30 protein-coding genes and 2 pseudogenes are annotated in these 21,935 nt (G+C 45.4%); 20 read left to right on the top strand and 12 right to left on the bottom strand.

Annotated elements, in window-relative coordinates:
- Window positions 1-3 precede the first annotated feature (3 nt).
- The 3 genes from sspL to AD710_RS17745 are packed head-to-tail and all read right to left on the bottom strand — an operon-like array spanning window position 4 to window position 1,263.
- The gene (gene sspL, locus AD710_RS17755; RefSeq protein WP_003153575.1) at window positions 4-132 is read right to left on the bottom strand and encodes a small, acid-soluble spore protein L; all 129 of its coding nucleotides are present in this window, start codon (window positions 130-132) and stop codon (window positions 4-6) included.
- A gap of 51 nt (window positions 133-183) precedes the next feature.
- Window positions 184-576, bottom strand: a complete 393-nt coding sequence (locus tag AD710_RS17750) for a reverse transcriptase-like protein (protein ID WP_029575232.1) — start codon at window positions 574-576, stop codon at window positions 184-186.
- A 6-nt stretch (window positions 577-582) separates the two neighbouring features.
- Window positions 583-1,263, bottom strand: coding sequence for a queuosine precursor transporter (locus AD710_RS17745; RefSeq protein WP_045926130.1), 681 nt, complete (start codon window positions 1,261-1,263; stop codon window positions 583-585).
- Window positions 1,264-1,344: 81 nt separating this feature from the next.
- On the opposite strand from AD710_RS17745, the gene AD710_RS17740 reads away from it, so the two are divergent.
- On the top strand, window positions 1,345-2,019 hold the full coding sequence (locus tag AD710_RS17740; protein WP_049628659.1) for a ribonuclease H family protein: 675 nt from the start codon (window positions 1,345-1,347) through the stop codon (window positions 2,017-2,019).
- A gap of 2 nt (window positions 2,020-2,021) precedes the next feature.
- Complete coding sequence (locus tag AD710_RS17735; RefSeq protein WP_049628658.1) at window positions 2,022-2,204, top strand: zinc-finger domain-containing protein; 183 nt, start codon at window positions 2,022-2,024, stop codon at window positions 2,202-2,204.
- Between the two features lie 26 nt (window positions 2,205-2,230).
- On the opposite strand, the gene AD710_RS17730 is transcribed toward AD710_RS17735, so the two are convergent.
- Window positions 2,231-2,488 carry a DUF2564 family protein gene (locus AD710_RS17730; RefSeq protein WP_016936693.1) on the bottom strand — a complete coding sequence of 86 codons (258 nt, stop codon included), beginning with the start codon at window positions 2,486-2,488 and terminating at the stop codon, window positions 2,231-2,233.
- A 159-nt stretch (window positions 2,489-2,647) separates the two neighbouring features.
- Here AD710_RS17730 and AD710_RS17725 point away from each other — a divergent pair, with 159 nt between their 5' ends.
- The gene (locus AD710_RS17725) at window positions 2,648-2,830 is read left to right on the top strand and encodes a hypothetical protein (protein ID WP_049628657.1); all 183 of its coding nucleotides are present in this window, start codon (window positions 2,648-2,650) and stop codon (window positions 2,828-2,830) included.
- 51 nt (window positions 2,831-2,881) lie between these two features.
- On the opposite strand, the gene cspD is transcribed toward AD710_RS17725, so the two are convergent.
- The 4 genes and pseudogenes from cspD to metA form a co-directional block, all read right to left on the bottom strand.
- Window positions 2,882-3,082: a cold-shock protein CspD gene (cspD, locus tag AD710_RS17720; RefSeq protein ID WP_003153604.1), complete on the bottom strand. Its 201-nt coding sequence runs from the start codon at window positions 3,080-3,082 to the stop codon at window positions 2,882-2,884.
- A gap of 15 nt (window positions 3,083-3,097) precedes the next feature.
- Window positions 3,098-3,209 (bottom strand): annotated as a pseudogene (locus AD710_RS19690) (hypothetical protein); the annotation flags it as partial.
- 87 nt (window positions 3,210-3,296) lie between these two features.
- On the bottom strand, window positions 3,297-4,439 hold the full coding sequence (locus AD710_RS17715) for a diglucosyl diacylglycerol synthase (RefSeq protein WP_016936692.1): 1,143 nt from the start codon (window positions 4,437-4,439) through the stop codon (window positions 3,297-3,299).
- Window positions 4,440-4,663: 224 nt separating this feature from the next.
- On the bottom strand, window positions 4,664-5,569 hold the full coding sequence (metA, locus tag AD710_RS17710) for a homoserine O-acetyltransferase MetA (protein ID WP_049628656.1): 906 nt from the start codon (window positions 5,567-5,569) through the stop codon (window positions 4,664-4,666).
- A gap of 282 nt (window positions 5,570-5,851) precedes the next feature.
- Here metA and AD710_RS17705 point away from each other — a divergent pair, with 282 nt between their 5' ends.
- The 10 genes and pseudogenes from AD710_RS17705 (at window position 5,852) to AD710_RS17660 (ending at window position 14,143) form a co-directional block, all read left to right on the top strand.
- Complete coding sequence (locus AD710_RS17705; RefSeq protein WP_045926132.1) at window positions 5,852-6,334, top strand: glutathione peroxidase; 483 nt, start codon at window positions 5,852-5,854, stop codon at window positions 6,332-6,334.
- Window positions 6,335-6,371: 37 nt separating this feature from the next.
- Window positions 6,372-6,831 (top strand): annotated as a pseudogene (locus AD710_RS20385) (HD domain-containing protein).
- A 33-nt stretch (window positions 6,832-6,864) separates the two neighbouring features.
- Complete coding sequence (locus AD710_RS17695; protein WP_049628655.1) at window positions 6,865-7,998, top strand: conserved virulence factor C family protein; 1,134 nt, start codon at window positions 6,865-6,867, stop codon at window positions 7,996-7,998.
- A 258-nt stretch (window positions 7,999-8,256) separates the two neighbouring features.
- Window positions 8,257-9,933 (top strand): dihydroxy-acid dehydratase, encoded by a 1,677-nt coding sequence (gene ilvD / locus AD710_RS17690; protein ID WP_049628654.1) that lies wholly within the window; start codon window positions 8,257-8,259, stop codon window positions 9,931-9,933.
- A gap of 82 nt (window positions 9,934-10,015) precedes the next feature.
- The gene (locus AD710_RS17685) at window positions 10,016-10,450 is read left to right on the top strand and encodes a BrxA/BrxB family bacilliredoxin (protein ID WP_049628653.1); all 435 of its coding nucleotides are present in this window, start codon (window positions 10,016-10,018) and stop codon (window positions 10,448-10,450) included.
- 38 nt (window positions 10,451-10,488) lie between these two features.
- Window positions 10,489-11,259, top strand: coding sequence for a class I SAM-dependent methyltransferase (locus AD710_RS17680; protein WP_049628652.1), 771 nt, complete (start codon window positions 10,489-10,491; stop codon window positions 11,257-11,259).
- 263 nt (window positions 11,260-11,522) lie between these two features.
- Window positions 11,523-12,131: a YpjP family protein gene (locus tag AD710_RS17675; RefSeq protein WP_016936686.1), complete on the top strand. Its 609-nt coding sequence runs from the start codon at window positions 11,523-11,525 to the stop codon at window positions 12,129-12,131.
- 99 nt (window positions 12,132-12,230) lie between these two features.
- A complete protein-coding gene (locus AD710_RS17670; protein ID WP_016936685.1) occupies window positions 12,231-13,025 on the top strand; it encodes a thymidylate synthase in 795 nt (264 codons plus the stop codon).
- Window positions 13,022-13,507, top strand: a complete 486-nt coding sequence (locus tag AD710_RS17665; RefSeq protein ID WP_016936684.1) for a dihydrofolate reductase — start codon at window positions 13,022-13,024, stop codon at window positions 13,505-13,507. The genes AD710_RS17670 and AD710_RS17665 overlap by 4 nt, the downstream gene beginning before the upstream one ends.
- A gap of 15 nt (window positions 13,508-13,522) precedes the next feature.
- Window positions 13,523-14,143, top strand: coding sequence for a lysophospholipid acyltransferase family protein (locus tag AD710_RS17660; protein WP_045926135.1), 621 nt, complete (start codon window positions 13,523-13,525; stop codon window positions 14,141-14,143).
- A 41-nt stretch (window positions 14,144-14,184) separates the two neighbouring features.
- On the opposite strand, the gene trhA is transcribed toward AD710_RS17660, so the two are convergent.
- On the bottom strand, window positions 14,185-14,823 hold the full coding sequence (gene trhA / locus AD710_RS17655; RefSeq protein ID WP_045926136.1) for a PAQR family membrane homeostasis protein TrhA: 639 nt from the start codon (window positions 14,821-14,823) through the stop codon (window positions 14,185-14,187).
- Between the two features lie 15 nt (window positions 14,824-14,838).
- A complete protein-coding gene (locus AD710_RS17650; protein ID WP_049628651.1) occupies window positions 14,839-15,825 on the bottom strand; it encodes a sigma 54-interacting transcriptional regulator in 987 nt (328 codons plus the stop codon).
- A 184-nt stretch (window positions 15,826-16,009) separates the two neighbouring features.
- On the opposite strand from AD710_RS17650, the gene ilvA reads away from it, so the two are divergent.
- The 5 genes from ilvA to AD710_RS17625 all read left to right on the top strand — a co-directional run bounded on the left by ilvA (window position 16,010) and on the right by AD710_RS17625 (window position 19,708).
- Window positions 16,010-17,278, top strand: a complete 1,269-nt coding sequence (gene ilvA, locus AD710_RS17645; RefSeq protein ID WP_016936680.1) for a threonine ammonia-lyase IlvA — start codon at window positions 16,010-16,012, stop codon at window positions 17,276-17,278.
- Between the two features lie 92 nt (window positions 17,279-17,370).
- Window positions 17,371-17,622: a DUF2535 family protein gene (locus tag AD710_RS17640; protein ID WP_016936679.1), complete on the top strand. Its 252-nt coding sequence runs from the start codon at window positions 17,371-17,373 to the stop codon at window positions 17,620-17,622.
- Window positions 17,623-17,720: 98 nt separating this feature from the next.
- Entirely contained in the window at window positions 17,721-18,302 is a 582-nt protein-coding gene (locus AD710_RS17635) for an SCO family protein (protein WP_029575231.1), read from the top strand.
- A 77-nt stretch (window positions 18,303-18,379) separates the two neighbouring features.
- Window positions 18,380-19,135 (top strand): SGNH/GDSL hydrolase family protein, encoded by a 756-nt coding sequence (locus AD710_RS17630; RefSeq protein WP_049628650.1) that lies wholly within the window; start codon window positions 18,380-18,382, stop codon window positions 19,133-19,135.
- A gap of 9 nt (window positions 19,136-19,144) precedes the next feature.
- Window positions 19,145-19,708, top strand: a complete 564-nt coding sequence (locus tag AD710_RS17625) for a YpmS family protein (RefSeq protein WP_049628649.1) — start codon at window positions 19,145-19,147, stop codon at window positions 19,706-19,708.
- A gap of 52 nt (window positions 19,709-19,760) precedes the next feature.
- On the opposite strand, the gene AD710_RS17620 is transcribed toward AD710_RS17625, so the two are convergent.
- Complete coding sequence (locus AD710_RS17620; RefSeq protein WP_013352592.1) at window positions 19,761-20,186, bottom strand: MarR family transcriptional regulator; 426 nt, start codon at window positions 20,184-20,186, stop codon at window positions 19,761-19,763.
- 133 nt (window positions 20,187-20,319) lie between these two features.
- Here AD710_RS17620 and msrA point away from each other — a divergent pair, with 133 nt between their 5' ends.
- Together msrA and msrB are read left to right on the top strand one after the other, a co-directional pair.
- The gene (msrA, locus tag AD710_RS17615) at window positions 20,320-20,853 is read left to right on the top strand and encodes a peptide-methionine (S)-S-oxide reductase MsrA (RefSeq protein ID WP_016936675.1); all 534 of its coding nucleotides are present in this window, start codon (window positions 20,320-20,322) and stop codon (window positions 20,851-20,853) included.
- 1 nt (window position 20,854) lies between these two features.
- Window positions 20,855-21,289 (top strand): peptide-methionine (R)-S-oxide reductase MsrB, encoded by a 435-nt coding sequence (msrB, locus tag AD710_RS17610; protein WP_016936674.1) that lies wholly within the window; start codon window positions 20,855-20,857, stop codon window positions 21,287-21,289.
- A 41-nt stretch (window positions 21,290-21,330) separates the two neighbouring features.
- Here the strand turns inward: msrB and AD710_RS17605 are convergent.
- Window positions 21,331-21,935: polysaccharide biosynthesis protein (locus AD710_RS17605; RefSeq protein ID WP_231595063.1), on the bottom strand; the 605-nt coding region annotated here is incomplete at its 5' end.

Raw genomic sequence — 21,935 nt, 5'->3', positions numbered from 1 at the left:
CCTCTAGCGTTTTGTATTGCTTTTTTTTGCGTTGTTTTCAAGGGCTGATTTCGGGTCTTTGTGCGCATTTCCCTCCATATTTCCCTGAGGATTCACGCCTCCGGTCAGCCGGCCTTTATTTTCTTTTCTCATAGCTGTTCACCTCAATTTTAGGATGAACAGTGTGACGCAATTTCATTCCGGTTATTTATTCAGCCGAACCGCTTTTTTTGCGAGCTGATCGGCTGTCTGGTTCTGTCTGCCGGGAATCCACTTAATAAAAAACAATGGAAACCCGGCCTTTAATCGGACGATTTCATCCACAAACGGCTGGAAAGCCTTATTTTTAACCGCTTCAAGTTCCGCGGCCCGCTCCACGATATCTGAATCCGTCCGGAATGACACGGAATCATATCCGCGGGCGGCACACAGCTTCATTCCTTCAATTAAAGCGAGAAATTCAGCTTCCTGATTTGAATGGTCGCCGATCGGAATTGAGAAAGATTCTGATTTCCCGTCATGCTTAATAAAAATACCGATACCGGACGGACCCGGGTTTCCGGCGCTTGCACCGTCTACATAAATTTCAGCGGGCATCATCCGTCACTCTCCGTTCGGTGTCATTCGTTTTGCCGCATATGCATATGGGACAGAAATGAGTGATACCGCAAATTTAATCAGATAAGTTGAAATAAAAATGCTGAACCATACTCCCGCAGAATAAACACCGATAAAGGCCACGGCAGTGAAGATAAATGTATCCAGCAATTGGCTGAGTGCCGTGCTTCCGCTGTTTCTGAGCCAGAGAAGCCGATCTGAAGGAAAGATTCGCCGAATGGCGGAATATACATAAACATCTATCGTTTGGCTGAAAATAAAAGCCAAGAGGCTCCCGAGCGCAACACGCGGCAGAAAACCGAAAATTGTCTCAAGGGCAGGCTGCGCGATATCTGACGCAGCCGGTTTATATAAAAGAGCCCCCTGCATGGCGCATGTCAAAGCGAGCAAAGTGGAAAAGCCGAGCCAGACGGCTTTGCGCGCTTCCCGGGGACCGTATTTTTCGTTCAGCACATCCGTTGCGAAGAAAACGGTGCCGTACATGATATTTCCGAGTGTCGCCGTAAGACCGAACAGCTCAACTGTTTTGACGACCTGCAAGTTGGCGCACACCGTGGCGAAACCGATCCATACAAATAGGCCCGTTTTGCCAAATCCTTTATAAAACAAAAGAACAATGATAAAATGAATGATCGCAAATAAAACCCATAATACATCATTAAACAAAACCTGCTGACTTCCTTTCAATTTGAGAATGGTTTGATTATAGCACACGCCCGTCAACTAATGAATGGTAAGGTGATTTCAATGAATCTTAAGCCGTATATCGAAATAGAAGCAAAAGGAACAGGACCAGTCGCGTTTTTTTCTGAAGATTGGCTGACCGTTCCGAAAGCGCGCATGCTTGCAAGAGAAGTCAGCCGCTTTCCTTATATAAAAGACATTTACTTTGAGGATGAAAAAGGCGCAAGCTGGACGCTGAAAGAGCTGGAAAAACTTACGGAAGAGCTTGCGCACGAACCTGACGACATTACGGTGTATTTCGATGGCGGATTTGACAAAAAAAGCGGCTTAGCCGGACTCGGAATTGTCGTGTATTATTCTCTCGGCGGCAAGCGCCACCGCATACGGAAAAACAAAAGCTTAACGCTTCAGACGAACAATGAGGCGGAATATGCCGCATTGTACGAAGCGCTTAAGGAAGTGCAGGAACTTGGCGCAAGCAGAAATTCAATCACGATAAAAGGGGATTCCCTCGTCGTTTTGCATCAGCTTGACGGCAGCTGGCCGTGCTATGATGATACGCAAAACGACTGGCTCGATAAAATTGAAGCGCTGCTCGAATCCTTAAAGCTGACACCGACATATGAAGCCGTAAACCGAAAGGAAAATCAAGAAGCGGATGACCTTGCCAGAAAAATTCTTTCGGCCGGCCGGCAGATTGAAAGCCGCATTATACTAGAAGGTAACGGAGATGACTGATATTGGATAAAAAAAACATTTATAAAGAATTGACAGAGCTTCAGGATGAATATTGCAAAGACTGCTTTGTTAAAAAGCATTTCCGCAAGGAGTTCGGAAAAACGCACGCCCATTCTTTCTGCATTAATCAATGCACGGTGGGGGAGAAACTGAAAGCCTACGGCAAGGTGCTGACAAATCAATAAAAAATAAAACCGCAGCTTTTGCGGTTTTATTTTTTGAATTCATCGAGCTGATGCTGGCAATCGTCCAAAAGCATTCGCTGCTTTTGCAGGAAATCTTGATCGAGTGCCTGCAGTTCACTGGATTGTGACATCGTTCTCGCATCCTGAATCGCCTGGTAAGCAGATTCAACCAAAGTTGAATTTTGACCCCGAGTAGCCGCGCCTGTTGTTTTCTGGGCCGTTTCCACTGCTAATTCAAGCTGGCGTTTATCCGTCAGTCCGTTTGGAAAAAATTCAGAGTCCATAAAAAACACCTCCGCAAATAGTTTGGAGATTTTTTTTAGAAATATGTATGGAAAATAGAAAAAATTATAGAAAATAAGCCGATATAACTATTGAACCTGATAATTAGGGCTTATTTACTATTATTCAGGGTATCTTGGGAGAGAAGGGAAAAACCAGCCGTGAATGATAAAGATTTAAAAACAATCCTTCAGCAGACATTTAAAGAAATATACGGTGATTTGGGAAGTTTAGCGGAAATGGCAAAAAAAGGAATGCCGTCAATGGAGAAACAAATTGAAGAAATCGAGCAGCGGTGCAAGCAGAATATTGTAGCAATCGAGATTCAGACGGCAATCAAATAGGAGAGGCATACGCCTCTCCTCTATTTGTCATCTGACCAACATGTATTGAGTTTAGAGTTTTACAACATTAGAAGCTTGAGGTCCACGATTACCTTCGACAATTTCAAAAGAAACTTCTTGTCCTTCTTCTAATGATTTGTATCCTTCTCCTTCGATAGCAGTGAAGTGAACAAATACATCGTCTCCGCCTTCAACTTCGATGAAGCCGAATCCTTTTTCGTTATTGAACCATTTTACTTTACCGTTTTGCATATTGCTTAATTCCTCCTAGTACTGTAGCACCTTCGTGCTAAAAAAAATTTTGTCATCATCCAACGGTACGTATGTAAACGTTGTTAAATGATGGTTCAACTATACACCAAATGGGAGCGGGCGTCAAGCGGCCGCTCTCTATTTTTTATCTTTATTTTTCCAGCGGCAAAACTTATCCGAACAAAAAGCACACGAGTCATTCGTGTGCTTTTTGTTATGACATTGCCATATCTGCCTTCCCGGCCATCAGTTCAGATTCTTTTATAATGTCCTGCAAAATGACTTCAGAAGAGTTGGGGAGGTGAAGGCTTTTAATATTGTCCTTCATCCGGTTCAGCTTTTCCTCATCCGCAAGAAGGGAGGTGACAGACTCTAAAATTTCTTCGTGGCGGTTGACCACGACAGCCGCACCGCGGTCTTCAAAGAAAATGGCATTTTCCTTTTCCTGTCCTGGCACGGGTTTGTACAAAATAACCGGTACGCCGATCGCTGTCGCTTCCGTCAGCGTGATGCCGCCCGGTTTGGTAATCATGCAGTCCGTAATCCGGAACAGCTCGTCGATTCTTTCTACATAGCCGAGCACTTTCAGCCGATCGGTGTTGCCGCTTTCCAAGCTGCTGAGTGATTCTTTCAGCGAGCCGTTTTTGCCGCATACCACTACAACCTGGACCTGATCGTCATGAACGAGGTTTTCACACAGTTCTTTTACGTTTTTCAGCACACCATGCGCTCCCGCCATAATAAGAAGCACTTTTTTGTCGGGAGAAAGATTGTATTTTTTATAAATCGGTTCTTTCGGCATCGTTTCCTCGAATTGAGGCCTGATGGGAATGCCTGTGATCTTTACGTTGTTCGGATGAGTGCCGATTTCAATCAGTTTTTCCTTCACATAATCCGTGGCGACATAGTATTTATCCACATTTTCATGAACCCAGATTTTGTGAAGGCAGAAATCGGTCATAACGTTGAACGTCGGGATCACTTTTCCGGTTCTCCGTCTGTATTCCGGTACGACAATCATCGGAAATGTATTGATTATAATGTCCGGCTTATGCTCTTCGACGAGCTGGCCCAGACGTTTATTTCCCATTTTAAAATAAATATTGAATTTGCGTTTATTATAGATTTTGTCAACTCCGTAATAAAACAAACGATAAAACTGTTTCCCGATTGAGAAGCTTTTTAAATAAAGGTATTGAGTAACCTCTGAAACAATCGGATTTGACTCTTGATACAAATTGGAAACCGTAACATCTAAGCCGAGACGCAGACATTGTTCGTAGAGCGTTTTGGCCACTTGAACATGTCCGTTTCCGTAATTTGCAGTCAAAATTAATACTTTTTTATTGGTATTCAAGTAAATTCACCTCAATGTAATCAACAACAAGCAAGCTTCATGCATCGTAAGGAGTTATTGTCTATAGATAAACATAACACAAGTACATCATTTTATAATAAGCGCGGCAACATATTTAAACTAAATTTAATTGATATGTTCCAGTATTTTAAAGTTCTGTTATACCCATACTGAATCAAGAGTATTTTATCATATTTTTGTCACCGTATCACTCAAAACAAAAATTAATCCCATTCATACGGGGTTTCCTGATATACATAATAATTCAGCCAATTCATAAACAATAACGTCGCATGAGCCTTCCAGCGGTTTACAGGTTCATTCCCGCCGGGTGCAAAATAGTGCTTAGGAGCTTCTACGTTTGAAAGCTTTCTTTCTATATCCCTCTCATACTCTTGAAGAAGCGTATCAGTATCGTATTCCGGGTGACCCGTTAAGAAAATCTGCTTTTCGTCTTTAGAAACGATTAAACAGACACCGGCTTCTTCTGAAACGCTCAGCACATCCAGATCTGAAGCTGATTTCAGCTGCTCCGTATTAATATCTGTATGCCGTGAGTGGGGCACATAGTATAGCTCGTCAAAGCCTCTTACCAATCTCTCGTGTTTTTTAAGAACGGTATGCTCAAACACTCCGAAGATTTTTTTCGGCAGCTCCGTTTTTTCAATGCCGTAATGGTGGTATAAACCGGCTTGAGCTCCCCAGCAGATATGGAGCGTTGAAGTGACGTTCGTTTTGCTCCACTCCATAATTTCCTTTAATTCTTCCCAGTAAGAAACATCTTCAAACGGCAGGTGCTCAATCGGAGCGCCGGTAATAATCATTCCGTCAAACCGTTTGTGGCGGATGCTGGAAAATTCCGTATAAAATTCATCCAAATGCTGCCTTGCTGTATTTTTTGGAGTATGTGTGCTCGGAATTAGGAACGTAAAGTGAACTTGTAAAGGCGAATTCCCAAGCAGCCTGAGGAGCTGGGTTTCCGTTTGGATTTTTTTCGGCATCAGATTTAAAATCACGATCTTCTGCGGCCGGATATCCTGAGAAAAAGCCCGGCTTTCATCCATTACAAAGATGTGTTCACTTTCAAGCACCTGCTTAGCGGGCAGGTGATTTGGTATATTAATAGGCAACATGCCACCTCCGTTATTCCCCGTTAATTTTCTTCATTATAGAAATTTTTAAGCCATTTTTCAATCCATCCCGGCGTAATAAGCCGCAATTAACGCATAAAGACAGGATGAAAGCGGCAAATGGGCATAAATTCGGGGCGGCTCTTTATTATGACGGGCAAAGAGCCGTTTGGTTCCTCGAAAAAAATGTTTACCGGTAAATGGAAGGGAAAAGCGGTTTCCGTTTGTTTTGCATTGTAAAACAGTTAAAATAAATGAAGAATGAAAGTAGGAGGGGCGCAGATGACAATCTACGACATAAACGTACGGACCATAACTGGCGAAGACATGACGCTATCGGCTTACAGGGGCAAGGTGTTGATCATTGTGAATACAGCGAGCAAATGCGGGTTCACGTCCCAGCTCAAGCAGCTTCAGGAGCTCTATGATACATACCGGGAGGAAGGGCTTGAAATATTAGGATTTCCCTGCAATCAATTTATGAACCAAGAGCCTGGAAACGAGGCGGAAATTCAGGAATTCTGTGTGAAAAATTACGGCGTCACATTCCCGATGTTTGCGAAAGTGGATGTCAATGGAGCAGACGCTCACCCTCTTTTCACATATTTGACGGAGAAGGCGAAGGGAATGCTCGGCACAAAGGCGGTTAAATGGAATTTCACTAAGTTTATTGTGGACCGAAACGGCGAGGTCACCGGGCGTTTTTCTCCAAACGTCAACCCGAAGGAGCTTGAAGATACAGTACAGAAGCTTTTGGCTCTATAAGAGGTGACACGGTGAACGAAAAGAAAAAGAACAGCTTATCAATGAAAGAACGGGCCATGACTGGCTTCATTCCCGGATCGCAACACTTCCTGTTTGTATTGCAAAAGAAGAAGGCGCACCGAGGCGGCCGCGCTGGTTCATGATCTAATTGATGATAAGTTCAAAGAAAGGCTGACGGCGGGCGGAGTGATGCTCTTTCAACATCGCGCATGACTCCATTCAGGAGATTGCGGATATGATCACGGGGATGTCTTTTTTGCACAGGGAACTGCTGAAAAAGCGGCCGCTTTCATTGGAAGGAAAAGTTGTTTCAGGATGCAGACATGCTTGATGCGATCGGCGCTCTGCGGGTATCGGCTTAATGAATACAAAAACAGGGGCCGGGTTGGCAGGGGGGCGGCATCAATTTCTATTGCAGTTTGCCGCCCGCATTCAAAAAGAGGCCGCATGGCAAAAAGCTAAGCGGGGCAATAGAACGCTTGTGCAGGCTGTGTTAGAATAAGTGTCAGATTGTGCATAGGAGGACCAATATGAAGATTAAATCAATAGAACCGACGCCGAGTCCGAACACGATGAAAGTGATCTTGACCGAAGAGCTTCCGGCAGGCAAAAGCAACAATTACAAGCCGGATCAGGCAGAAGATGCTCCGGCCGTCGTACGTGATATTTTAAAGATTGAGGGAGTAAAAGGCGTTTATCATGTTGCTGATTTTTTGGCTGTGGAGAGAAACGCCCGTTTTGACTGGAAGGAAATTTTGCCGCAAGTCCGATCAGCCTTCGGAATGGAACAAACGGAGCAGTCTGAGAGCCGTTCTGAACAGGAATCATTCGGAGAAGTGAAGGTTTTCGTCCAAATGTTCAGCGGAATCCCGATGCAGGTCAAATTGACAGACGGCGAACGTGAAGAACGGTTCGGCCTTCCGGAACGTTTTCAAGAAGCCATATTAAAGCTGCGTTCAGAAGCCTCAAATGTCGTATTTGAGCGCTCCTGGAAAGAACAAGGCGTCCGCTTCGGAGATTTTACCGAAATCGGACACGATGTCACAGAAGAGCTTCAGGCTGCTTACAGTGATGAGCGGCTCAAACGCCTGACCGAAGCGGCCGCACAGCAAAAAGGTGAGGCCAAGCCGGCAGTGCAGCGGAAAGCTTATAAAGTGACACCGGATATGCTCGATGATGAAGACTGGAAACAGCGCTATGCCCATCTTGAGCAAATGGACCCGGATGAAGACGATTTACTTGTATTGGAAAAAGCGCTTCATGATCCGAAGACATCGATCAGAAGACAAGCCGTCGTCTATTTAGGAATGATCGAAAAGCCGTCTGTGCTTCCGCTGCTATACAAAGCGCTTGAAGACAAAACGGTGACGGTCAGAAGGACGGCGGGTGACTGCCTGTCAGATATCGGCGATGCGAGCGCCATCCCGGCAATGATAAAATCGCTCAGTGACTCAAGCAAGCTCGTGCGCTGGCGCGCGGCCATGTTTTTATATGAAGTCGGCGATGAAACAGCGCTGGAAGCATTAAAAGCGGCGGAAGACGACCCGGAATTCGAAGTCAGCCTGCAAGTCAAAATGGCGATTGAACGGATTGAGCACGGAGAAGAGGCGAAAGGTTCAGTCTGGAAACAAATGACTGAAAGCAGAAAAAAAGAACAGCAGTAATAAAAAGGTGCGCTATGCACCTTTTTTACTTGAATTCACTTTTTATAAAAATTATTTAGAATATTGTTGAAAAATGATTCAAAACTCTATATAGTAAGTACAATATTAATTGTTGGAGGGTTTTTATCGATATACAAAAAGAATACGAAAACGGACAGGGCGGAAACGCTGTAACTGGAAATATATACAGAATGCGCCCTTAAATAAACTGAAAATTTTAAAAATATCGCACAGTCTAAAAACAGTAGGGGGATCACCATGGCAGAATTACGCAGCAACATGATCACACAGGGAATTGACAGAGCGCCGCACCGCAGCCTGCTTCGCGCTGCCGGCGTAAAAGAAGAAGACTTCGGCAAGCCGTTTATCGCGGTCTGCAATTCATACATCGATATCGTTCCCGGACATGTTCATCTGCAGGAATTTGGAAAAATCGTAAAAGAAGCAATCAGGGAAGCGGGCGGAGTGCCTTTTGAATTTAACACAATCGGAGTAGATGACGGAATCGCAATGGGGCATATCGGCATGAGATATTCGCTGCCGAGCCGTGAAATCATTGCCGATTCAGTTGAAACGGTCGTCTCGGCGCACTGGTTTGACGGAATGGTCTGCATTCCGAACTGTGATAAAATTACGCCGGGAATGCTGATGGCGGCTATGCGGATTAATATCCCGACCATTTTCGTCAGCGGAGGGCCGATGGCAGCCGGCCGCACAAGCGACGGCCGCAAGATCTCGCTTTCTTCAGTATTTGAAGGCGTCGGCGCCTATCAAGCCGGGAAAATCGGTGAAGGCGAACTGCAGGAGCTGGAACAGTTCGGCTGTCCGACGTGCGGATCTTGTTCAGGCATGTTTACGGCAAACTCGATGAACTGTCTGTCTGAAGCGCTCGGTTTGGCGCTTCCGGGCAACGGAACAATTCTTGCGGCTTCTCCGGAAAGAAGAGAGTTTGTGAGAAAATCAGCGGCTCAATTGATGGAAACCATCAAAAAGGACATTAAGCCGCGCGATATCGTCACCGAAAAAGCGATTGACAACGCGTTTGCGTTAGACATGGCTCTCGGCGGCTCAACCAACACAGTGCTTCATACGCTTGCGCTTGCCAATGAAGCGGGAGTCGAGTACTCATTAGAACGCATTAACGAAGTGGCAGAACGAGTACCTCACTTATCGAAATTGGCGCCGGCCTCAGACGTCTTCATTGAAGACCTGCACGAAGCGGGCGGAGTCTCTGCGGCCCTTAATGAATTGGCGAAAAAAGAAGGCGCGCTTCATCTTGACGCGCTGACTGTGACAGGCCGGACACTCGGAGAAACAATAGCAGGTCATGAAGTAAAGGATTATGACGTGATTCATCCGCTTGACAATCCATTTACCGAAAAAGGCGGTTTGGCCGTGCTGTTTGGGAATCTGGCTCCGGATGGCGCCATTATCAAAACAGGCGGCGTACAAGACGGGATTACAAGACACGAAGGCCCCGCTGTCGTCTTTGATTCCCAGGATGCCGCGCTTGAAGGGATTATAAACCGCAAAGTAAAAGAAGGAGACGTTGTCATTATCCGTTATGAAGGTCCAAAAGGAGGCCCTGGCATGCCGGAGATGCTCGCTCCGACTTCTCAGATTGTCGGAATGGGGCTCGGCCCGAAAGTGGCGCTTATTACAGACGGACGTTTTTCAGGGGCGTCCCGCGGCCTTTCAATCGGCCACGTATCCCCTGAAGCGGCTGAGGGCGGCCCGCTCGCATTCGTCGAAAACGGAGACCATGTCATCGTTGACATAGAAAAACGGATTTTGGATGTGCAAGTGTCTGAAGAGGAATGGGAAAAACGTAAGGCGAATTGGAAAGGCTTTGAGCCGAAAGTCAAAACAGGATATCTTGCCCGGTATTCCAAACTCGTGACAAGCGCCAATACGGGCGGAATCATGAAAATTTAAATCAGCGGCCTGAACAATTGAATTCCGGCTCCCTCTATAGTATCCTTGACATCATATAAGGATTTTAGAGGGGGCTGTTTTTATGTCAATGGCTTATGAAGAATATATGCGCCAGCTGGTCGTGCCGATGCGCCGCGAGCTGACGGGCGCGGGTTTTCAGGAATTAACGACGGCGGAAGAAGTGGAAAGCTTTATGGAACAAGCTGAGGGCACGACATTGGTCGTTGTCAACTCCGTGTGCGGCTGTGCCGCGGGTCTTGCCCGTCCGGCTGCGACTCAGGCTGTTTTACAGCATGAAAAAGCGCCTGATCATACGGTTACCGTATTTGCCGGTCAAGATAAAGATGCGACTGCAAAAATGCGTGAATATTTTACGGGGCAGGAACCTTCCTCGCCATCAATGGCGCTGTTAAAAGGGAAAGAGGTCGTTCACTTTATTCCCCGCCACGAAATCGAAGGGCATGACATGGAGGATATTATGAAAAATCTGACGGATGCCTTCGATGAGCACTGCTGAAATGCCCGAATTCCGGGCATTTTCTTTTGGAGAAATAAATGATCACAACCAGTTACAGACCTAGCGAATATACGATACACACAGCACAGTCTCTCAGTGACAGGCTGGGTGACACCTATTGCAGCCGCAATAAACAGCCCATTGAAAAAATGCTGGAACAAGCGGCAAACGATCTTTTGGTCATTGGAAAGGAACGGTTCGAACTTTACACGAAGCAAGGGGAAAAGTTCTTTTTTCACCCGAATACAGCGATGTTCCGGGCAAAGCGGTTATTGAGAGGGGAAGCCGAGCCGATGTTAAAAGCAGCTGGTTTACGCGAAGGGGACTCCTTTTTAGATTGCACGCTCGGCCTGGCATCCGATGCGATTTTGGCAAGCATGGCTGTCGGAAAAAGCGGACAAGTAATCGGCCTGGAGAAAAATGAGCTTGTCTCATTGCTTGTTAAAACAGGCCTTCAAACATGGGAAACCGGTATTGAACCGCTGCAAGCCGCCATGAAACGCATTCAAGTCAACCATGCCGACTGCGCCGATTATTTGCGGGAGCTCCCTGATTCATCGGTAGATGTCATCTATTTTGACCCGATGTTTCACGAACCTGTTGAAACGTCAGACGGCATTGCGCCGCTCCGTGCGCTGGCAGAAGAAGGTTTTAACGAAGAGTGCATCACGCAAGCCGTTCGGGCGGCGAAAAAATGCGTAGTGCTTAAAGACCATTGGAAAAGCCCGCGGTTTGAACGATACGGCTTCAAGGTGCTGAAAAGAAAAACGGCGCTTTTCCACTTCGGTGTCATTCATGTAAGCTCATGATTTCATGAGCTTTTCTTTCGTTAATCAGTGATTTCCATGACGACAAAATAAAGCAGCGTGAGAAGTGATACAGTCGCAAATAAAGCGTTAATCATCTCATCCCCTCCTTTTTCTCTTTCTTATTGTAAGCGGTTTAGCCGCTCGGTCACAGTTACCAATTTCCCATATTGTATGATCAGGCGCTTCCGGACATGACGCCGCGCTTTGTTCTATGCTAGAATATAGGGACAAGAGGACAATAAAACAGAGGGGAACTATCTATCATGAAATTGTGGATGAAAAAGACCCTTGTGGTTCTGTTTACCATTGTAACGTTCGGGCTCGTGTCTCCTCCGGCTGCTCTGATGACAGACAAGCCTTCAGGACAGTCGAGCAGTCTTGAGCAGAATGATTACACCGCTTTTTATGATGAACACTCCCTGCCGGGGGAAGAGAAGGCAGGGCGGGAGCCTGAATTACCGTTTCAATCGTATCAGCAGCAGCTTCTCGGTGATGCTGAAAATCAAGCATTTTTAAAATTCGGCAGCAAAATCTCTCCGGTCATTGAAGATGATTACAGAAGTGAAATTCTGCCGAAAATCGAAGATGTGATCACAGGGCATTTAGCCAAGTTCCAAGATGATGAAGCGTATCAGGATGTGGTCATATCCAGCAAGCCGTCGGCCGGAAAAACCGAAAAAATTTTTCATGTGTATAACAGGCTGACGGGTGAAGATCTTTTAAGATTCCACGTCCGCCGGGATCATCCTCCGCAAGACGGCTACTGGTTTAATTTTCATTACCATACCGCTGAAGACGGATTTCAATCACACCATGAGCTCGGCAGCATTTATTGGGACCGGAATACGCCGCCTGACTGGATGAGCGTGTAATAACGTGAAGAAATAAAAAAATCATTTCTGAGAAATTTTGCAGAAATGATTTTTTATTGTGTTACACTACTAAAAGACTACGTTAAAAGGATGAAAAAGATGAAACAATATAAAGATTTGTGCCGTCATGTGTTAGAAAACGGAGAAAAAAAAGGAGACCGTACGGGAACGGGGACGATCAGCACGTTCGGCTACCAAATGCGGTTTAATCTTCAGGAAGGTTTCCCGATGCTTACGACGAAAAAGCTCCATTTTAAATCAATCGCGCACGAGCTGCTTTGGTTTTTAAAAGGAGACACGAATGTCCGCTACCTTCAGGAAAACGGAGTCCGCATCTGGAATGAATGGGCCGATGAAAACGGAGAGCTTGGACCGGTTTACGGCTCTCAATGGCGCTCATGGCGCGGAGCGGACGGCGAGACGATTGATCAAATCTCCCGGCTGGTTCATGACATCAAGACCAATCCGAATTCCCGGCGTTTAATCGTCAGTGCGTGGAATGTCGGCGAAATTGATCATATGGCGCTTCCTCCTTGCCACTGCCTGTTTCAGTTTTATGTCGCTGACGGAAAACTGTCGTGCCAGCTTTACCAGCGGTCGGCGGATGTCTTTCTCGGCGTGCCGTTTAATATCGCGTCTTATGCGCTTTTAACAATGATGATCGCGCATGTGACGGGTCTTGAACCGGGTGAGTTTGTTCATACGTTCGGAGACGTCCACATTTATCAAAACCATGTGGAACAGGTGAATTTGCAGCTGACAAGAGATGTCCGTCCGCTGCCGAAACTGCGGTTTGCGCGCAACGTTGATTCTATTTTTGATTTTACGTTTGAAGACTTTATCATTGAGGATTATGACCCGCATCCGCATATAAAAGGAGCTGTCAGCGTATGATTTCGTTTATTTTTGCGATGGATGAAAACCGGCTGATCGGAAAAGATAACGATCTGCCTTGGCACCTTCCGGACGATCTCGCATATTTCAAAAAAGTGACGACGGGACATACCATTGTGATGGGGCGGAAAACGTTTGAATCAATCGGACGTCCGCTTCCGAATCGGCGTAACATCGTTGTAACTTCACGGGACGAATCCTTATTTCAAGGCTGTACGGTCGCTTCCTCGGCTGAGGAAGTGCTCAAATTGATCCCGGGGAATGAAGAATGCTTTGTAATCGGCGGCGCCCAGCTGTACAGTGCGCTCTTTCCATATGCGGACAGACTCTACATGACTAAAATTCATCATGTCTTTGAAGGTGACCGTTTTTTTCCGGAGTTTAATGAAGCTGAATGGGAATTGACATCCCGCAGACAGGGAGTAAAAGATGAAAAAAACCCTTACGATTATGAGTACCTTGTATACGAGAAAAAGAATTAAGCAGGGGGACAAGAATTGATTCGTTACGGCTGCCTTGTCATGTACGTTGTATTTATGTTCATGAAAAATATTCAGGAATATATCAATCAAAAAGAGCTTGACCCGCGGCTTTCTTTTCAAAAACAGATGAAACGGGTGTACGAACAGCCGAAAGCGTTTATGAGGGGCTGCATTGACGTGTCGGGATCGGTAATCAGCATTCATCATGATCGGCCGATACCGGACGGACCTGTATTGTATGTGCATCCGAGATTAGGTGTGGGTGATCTTGTACTGCTTGCGGGACATCTTGAAGATCCGGCTGGTTTTATCGCCGGCAAGAAAGCTTTTCGGATGCCGTTTCTGGGGAATTGGCTGAGACTGATGGGTGTCATTTGTGACGGAGAAAGCCGGGACGTGCGTCAGGAGGCGGAAGTCAGCCTGCAAAAAGGACAAAGCCTGATTCTTTCTGAAGACGGCAAAATCAATCCGGAGGAACTGGCCCTGCGTTTTGATCTTCCGATTGTTCCGGTCAGCACAACGGGAACAGACCGGCTGCTTCGGGGCAGATTATTGAAACGGCTGAAACCGGCTGACATTGAATTGCATGTCAAGCCCGCTTATTATCCGGCCGTTCAAAAACGTCTCCGTGCATAAAAAAAGCACAGTCTCCTTACGAGAGGCTGTGCTTTTTTATTTCAGATAAAGGGAACTTTGACACAATAAAATAAAATACAGAAAAACATTGAGGCGCTGCCGCCTAAAACAAAGCTGTGCCAAATGGCATGATGAAACGGGATCTTTCTCCAAATATAAAAAATGGTGCCGGCGGAATATAATAAGCCGCCGAGAAGAAGAAGGCCGAATCCCGGGCCTGACAGCGAAGCGTACAGCGGTTTAATGGCGACGATAATCAGCCAGCCCATCATTAAATAGACAAGCGTTGAAAAAATGATAAACCGCTTCACGAAAAAGATTTTAAACACGATGCCTCCGAGGGCAAGCGACCAAACGATAATTAAAAGAGTCAGGCCGAGTGCGCCTTTAAGCGGCCCTAATAAAAATGGCGTATATGTCCCCGCTATCAAGACGTAAATCGCGGAGTGATCCACAATCTCAAGAATGTCTTTCGTTTTTTTATGCTGAATGCTGTGCAGGAGAGTCGAGCTGAGATACAGAAGCAGCATTGAGGCGCCGAAAATCGAGAAGCTGGCGATGTCTGTCGGCGATCCGTATTTTACCGCGAAGATAATGAGAAAAATCAGCGCCGGAATCGACAGCAATACACCGATTCCGTGTGTGATGGCATTTGCGATTTCTTCTTTAATCGTGAACAATCAAATGTCCTCCTTTTAAAGGATTTGTTTTTGCAGTGACTGCAAAAAGCCTAACCCTTCTATTGTGATTTTTGTTCCTGCGCGTCCCCGGCCTTTTGTGACATAGTTCATCTTTTCTAAGTAATCAAGCCTGTTTCTGACCTGCTGAGGCGTCAATGTCATTGTGCCGTTCTCACTTAATTCGGATATGCTCCGTCTGCTGGCGGGTTCGCCTTTGGCATTTAAGCCTTTGATTGATTCCAAAATAAACAAAAATTCTTCTTTCTCCATCAATGTCAGGCGCTTTTCTTTTTTCTTGGCGGTTTTCGCTTTCTGGCTGTTTTTGATATACGGCGGGACATCCTCGGGATAAATCGTACCGCCGGAGGCTGCCGAAGCCATATAATGCGCCGCGTTTTGAAGCTCTCTGATGTTGCCGTTAAAGGTGTGCCGCTCAAACAGCGGATAAACGGACGGATCGAGATGCAATTGCTGCCCAGAGGCTGCCAGCATATGCTGAAGAAGGAGCGGTATATCGCCTTTTCGTTCAGATAAAGCAGGGAGCGGAAGGCATAACACGTGAAGCCTGTAAAATAAATCTTTGCTGAACGTGTTTTCCGTATCGGCAAGATCCGCCGTGCTGCTTGCAATGATGCGGGCGGAAAGCCCGGCATCAAGCTCCGAAAGAAGGCGGGCCTGTACCGACAGCGGCATGTCTCCGATTTCATATAAGAATAATGTTCCGCGGCGGGCCCTATTTAATGCACCTTCAGCACAGAACAGTTCATGATTGAGCCGCTCTTCGCTTTGGCTGCAGTGAACGGTAATAAATAGTTCGCTGTTTCTGCGGGATTTATGGTGGATCGCTGCGGCCATTTGTTTTTTTCCGGTTCCGACTTCACCTGTGATGAAGACAGGCAGATCCGATAAGGCGAATTTGGCGGCCAATCGTTTCGTTTCTAAAAAGGATTTATGTTCGCCGGCTAGCTGATGAAAGGGATCAGATTGTTCAATTACAGTCATGAATTGGCTCCTTTTGGTTCTAATTGGTTTAAGTATAACATGTTTTCACCTTTGAAAATATCTTTTTCTCACGAATCGGTTTATTTAATTTTATTTACGAAATTCAAATAATTATCTTATTATTTGAATATTCATGTTATAATGGCATATTAAATAGGGATTTAAATAAGAAAGGACTCTGTAAATGAAACCGTTACTTAAAGAAGACTCTCTCATCCAGGTAAAAGACATTTTAAAAGCGCACCAAAACGTAAAGGACGTTGTGATACATACGCCTTTGCAGAGGAATGACAGACTTTCTGAGAGATATGACTGCAATATCTATTTGAAAAGAGAAGACCTTCAGGTGGTCAGATCATTTAAGCTCAGAGGGGCTTATAATAAAATGAGACAGCTCTCAAAAGAGCAGACTGAAAACGGAATTGTCTGCGCCAGTGCGGGAAACCACGCGCAGGGGGTTGCGTTCTCATGCAAACATCTCGGCATTCACGGCAAGATTTTTATGCCGTCAACCACACCGAGACAAAAGGTATCTCAAGTGGAGCTGTTCGGAAAAGAATTTGTTGAAATCATATTGACGGGTGACACTTTCGATGATGCATATAAGAGTTCTGCGGAATGCTGTGAAAAGGAAAACCGCACGTTTATTCATCCGTTTGACGATCCGGACGTCATGGCGGGGCAGGGAACGGCTGCCATTGAAATTTTAAATGACATTGACGTTGAGCCGCATTTCCTCTTTGCGAGTGTAGGGGGAGGAGGACTCCTTTCCGGTCTCGGCACGTACATGAAAAACATTTCGCCGGAAACAAAAATCATAGCGGTGGAGCCGAAGGGCGCAGCTACATATTTTGAATCGAAAAAAGCCGGACAAGTCATTGAACTTGAGAAAATCGATAAATTTGTTGACGGGGCGGCTGTAAAAAAAATCGGCGCGGAAACTTTTCAGACGCTTGAAACCGTAGTTGATGACATTCTTCTTGTCCCGGAAGGAAAAGTGTGCAGCACAATTCTCGAATTATACAATCAATGCGCCATCGTAGCTGAGCCGGCGGGCGCATTGTCCGTGTCGGCACTCGATCTGTACAAGGAAGAGATTAAAGGAAAAAACGTCATCTGTGTGGTCAGCGGAGGGAATAACGACATCGGCAGAATGCAGGAGATGAAGGAACGCTCCATGATTTATGAGGGGCTGCAGCACTATTTTATCGTTAATTTCCCGCAAAGGGCGGGAGCGCTTCGCGAATATCTTGATGAAGTGCTCGGGCCTGATGATGACATCACCCGATTTGAATATACGAAAAAAAATAATAAAAGCAGCGGACCTGCATTGGTCGGCATTGAGCTGAAACATCGGGAAGATTACGGCGCGCTCATTGCCCGGATGGACCAAAAAGGATTTCATTACGTAGAAGTGAATAAAGATCAGGACCTGTTCCACCTGTTAATCTGACTTTTTTTAGAACGGCCGCGCAAAATGACAGACACGCTTTCTCAGATTGTATATAATAAAAAGAAAACAATCGAAAAAGAAGGATTGATATCTTGTTACTCAAAAGCCTAGAGTTCAAACGACAGGACGGGATTCAGGTGAAAGTGACAGAAATACCGGTTGTCACGAAAGGTGAACATTATTTTTTTCAAATTCATCGGCACCTTGAGCTTTATTTGAGAGAAGTTTTTGCTTCACGAAGTGTGAGAACAGTGTATTCATTCCGACAATATGTTAAGCGCCGTATGAAGTGGAAAGATTACGAGGCCGTTTTCAACCAAGAGATATTAAAACATAACGCATGACGGCGCGCATTCCTTAGCGCCCTCCTTTTGATAAGAGAGGGTGCGGGGATTTTTTTATGATGAATGATGTAAGCGTTTTATCCATGGGGGGAATGGAAATGAAAAAAATGAAAAGCTTCGCTGCCGTCATCTGTTTGCTGCTCTTGTGCGCCTGCGGGGGGAAGACGATAAAAGACCCGCTGAACTATCAGATTGAGCCGTTTTCCTATCAGAACCAAGACGGAAAAACAGTGTCACTGAAAAGCCTGAAGGGGCATGTCTGGATTGCGGATTTTATGTTTACAAATTGTAATTCGGTCTGTCCGCCGATGACAGCCCATATGACTGAACTGCAAAAAAGACTGAAGGCTGAGAACCCGGATGTGCGGATTGTGTCGTTCAGTGTAGATCCTGAAAATGATACGCCTAAACAGCTGAAAGCATTTGCTTCCAAATATCCGCTCTCACTTCGCAACTGGGATTTTCTGACCGGTTACAGCCAAAAGGACATTGAAGATTTTGCGCTGAACAGCTTTAAAGCAATCGTCAACAAGCCGAAGGGGGAAGATCAGGTTATACATAAAACTTCTTTTTATTTAGTCGGACCTGACGGCAAGGTGCTTAAAGATTATGACGGCGTGCAGAAAGTTCCGTATGATGACATCCTCTCAGATGTCAAAGCGGCTGAGAAGCTCAAGTAAACTGGCAGATTAGACATTTTCAAATCTGAAAAAACATGTTACACTTTCCACTAGTAGACGGGGAAGGAGCAACCAGATTGAAGCTGCGAATGTTCTCATTGATCGCCGGACTGACCTTGCTTTTATCAGCTTGTTCTGTCCAGCGCACCGGTTCTGATGCTGAAGAACCGAAAACGAAAGATCATATTGTCATAGCTGCGGTCGGAGATTCATTGACTGAAGGAGTAGGAGATTCTGACGGTTCAGGATACGTCGGCAAGGTGGCGGATTCCCTTAAGAAAAAGGGACATGTGAAAACGGTAGATATTAAAAATTATGCGGTGCAGGGCGACAAGACGTCTGACCTGCTTAAAAAGCTTGATGATAAAAAAGTGCAGAAATCATTGAAGGGCGCCGATTATATCTTTTTTACCATCGGCGGTAATGATTTAATGAAGGTGCTCCGCCAGAACGTTATGCAGCTGACGGTTCAGCCGTTCCAAAAGGAAGAGAAACCTTTTGAAAAACGGTTCAAGGCGATCATTTCAAAAATACGCAAATACAATCAAAACGCTGAGCTGGTGTATGTCAGCATGTACAATCCGTTCACATTTACGTTGCCTGAGTTAAAAGAGATTAACGGGGTTGTGACTGATTGGAACCAGATCGCTGCAAAAGAGCTGAAAAAAGATCCTCACGCCGCCGCGGTGAATGTTGAAGACTTGTTCAGTCAAAAAAGCGGCAGCAGCCGGATTTCAAAGGATGATGATTTTCATCCGAATGCAAAAGGGTATGCACTCATCGCCGATCGATTGTACGGCACTATTGAAAAACAAGGGTTACCAGCAGAATAGGGTGAAATGATGAAGAAATGGAAATCGCTGTTTTTTATTCTTCTTGCACTCAATGTGATTGCCGCCGCGGTAATCGTGACATTGATGGTTATACCGGGAGAACAGGCGAAAATACAAGATGAGACAAAAAGCGAGTACGGCTTTCATATCACCAGCTCCAAAGAATCACTTGCCAGGTTTGTGAATTCGTACTTAAAAGAGAAGGCATCGAATCAGCTTGACTACAAAGTGGACATCAATAACGACGTGCACGTAGCCGGTAAAATCAAGGCGTTCTCAACATCCATTAATGCGGTTGTCACATTTGAACCGTCCGTACAAAAGAACGGAGATGTGGTTCTGAAAGTGACGAAGTTTTCATTAGGTGAATTAAGCCTTCCGATCAGCTTTGTGCTGAATTATATGGACAGCTTTTACGAACTGCCGTCATTTGTGCACGTTCATCCAAGTGATAAAAGCATTGAGGTCCGTCTGTCGGAAATGCCATTAGACAACGGTATGTATGTTAAGGCTGATAAAATCAATCTCGACACGGATGAAATTGAATTTTCCTATTATCATCCGAAGCAATAAGTTTTCATAAAAAAAAACACAGATCCTTTCTGGGATTTGTGTTTTTTACGTTTCAGCGTTTTTTATCCAGCTTGCTGAACAGTTTGATTAACGTTGCGAGCTCTTCATCAGAGTAGCAGTCAAACCGTTTAAAAAAGTATTCTGTTTTTTTCTGGTTGAAATGATCGACAATTTTCTCCCCGTCTTCCGTAATATGGATTCTGATAATTCGTCTGTCCTCTTTAGAACGGATGCGGGTGATCCATTCCTTTTCTACTAAAGCGTCGGTCACTGCGGTAATGTGGCTTGCGGAGACCTCAAGAATGGGAGCGAATTCCGTAACTTTTTTAGGGCCTTGTTCACTGAGAATCCGTAAAATGGTGAATTCGTTCCTGGACAGCTCTTTATCTAGAATTTCATTAACTTCATTTCTGATTTGTTTAAACACTTTTCGAAGCAAAGCTTCCATATCATACATCATTTGTGTTCTTACTTTCAAATCATGAACCTCCAATATGTAGTCAGCGCGGTATTCGGCTTATGCTTCCCTTGAAGAAAGCAGAATTATTTTTATTCTGTTTATACATGCTATAATATAATAATACCACGTATGAACAAAGGAGGGCACCCGTATGTCAGAAAAAAAAGAAATCGCCACATTTGCAGGCGGCTGTTTTTGGTGCATGGTGAAGCCGTTTGACGAACAGCCCGGAATTGAAAGAGTGGTGTCCGGTTATACAGGAGGCCATACTGAGAATCCGACTTACGAAGAAGTGTGCAGTGAAACGACCGGCCACAGGGAAGCCGTTCAAATCACATTTCAACCAGACATTTTCCCGTATGAAAAGCTTGTCGAGCTGTTTTGGCAGCAGATCGACCCGACTGACGCAGGCGGCCAGTTTGCGGACCGCGGCAGTTCATATCGGGCGGCGATTTATTACCATAATGATGAACAAAAAGAGATAGCTGAAGCCTCAAAAAAACGGCTTGAAGACAGCGGCATCTTTAAAAAGCCGATCGTGACAGACATTTTAAAGGCTGAGCCTTTTTATGAAGCGGAAGGCTATCATCAGCATTTTTATAAGAAAAATCCTGATCACTACGGGCGCTACCGTGTAGGCTCCGGACGTCAAGGATTTCTGGATGAACATTGGAGGGACAGATAGGATGGCTCTAAATAAAGAAGAAAAAATCAAATCATTAAACCGCATGCAATACGAAGTCACGCAAAACAACGGAACAGAGCCGCCATTTCAAAATGAATTTTGGGATCACAAAGAAGAGGGGCTTTATGTTGATATCATTTCAGGAAAACCCCTGTTTACTTCTCTGGATAAATTCGATTCTCATTGCGGATGGCCGAGTTTTACCAAACCGATTGAGGAAGAAGAGGTTGACGAAAAACTGGACACGAGCCACGGGATGGTCCGGACGGAAGTGAGAAGCAAAACAGCGGACTCCCACTTGGGCCACGTTTTTAATGACGGCCCTGGGCCGACCGGTCTCCGTTATTGCATTAACTCTGCGGCACTCCGTTTTATTCCGAAGGATAAGCTGAAGGAAGAAGGCTATGAAACCTATCAGCATTTATTTGAGAAATAGAGCTCAGCAATGAGGCCTGCCGATTTAGACAGGCCTTTTTTCTATGCTTTTTTTTCTTCATGTAATCGTTCAATAATCTTTACGACTGTGTCTGTTGTAATGAGCGGCGCTTGATCGGATTGATATCTGGGGAGATTGACCCTCTTGAATTCAGGGTGTTTGGTGGGGTCCGGCAATATCGCGTAAAGATTGCCCCATTCATATAAAGATTCCGTTTCATGAGGGGAGGTCAGTTCTTCGTGAAGTTTCTCCCCGGGGCGTTTTCCTACTACAACAGCGGCGGGGCGCGGCAGTCCGTGCCGGATCGCATATTCCTCAAACCCGTGAAGCAGTTCTTCAAGCCTCAGGGACTCCATTTTAAAAATAAACGTTTCTCCGCCCTTTGTAATCGCCGCAGATTGCAGGGTAAGCATTGCTGCGTCATCAATCGACATAAAAAACCTCGTCATATTTTTATCCGTAATGGTGAGCGGGCCGCCATCCATCATCTGTTCAAATAATATAGGAATAACAGAACCGCGTGAACCGAGGACATTGCCGAAGCGGACCGAACAAAACACCGTACCGCGGTTTTGAACATGATGATTTGCCTGATGAAACAGCTTCTCGGACAACAGCTTCGTAGCTCCCATTGTGTTCACCGGAG

This window comes from Bacillus sp. JFL15, assembly GCF_001184225.1.
Taxonomy (GTDB): domain Bacteria; phylum Bacillota; class Bacilli; order Bacillales; family Bacillaceae; genus Bacillus; species Bacillus siamensis.
The sequence above is the reverse complement of the archived record's forward strand: the minus strand, read 5'-3'. Positions and strand labels throughout refer to the sequence as shown.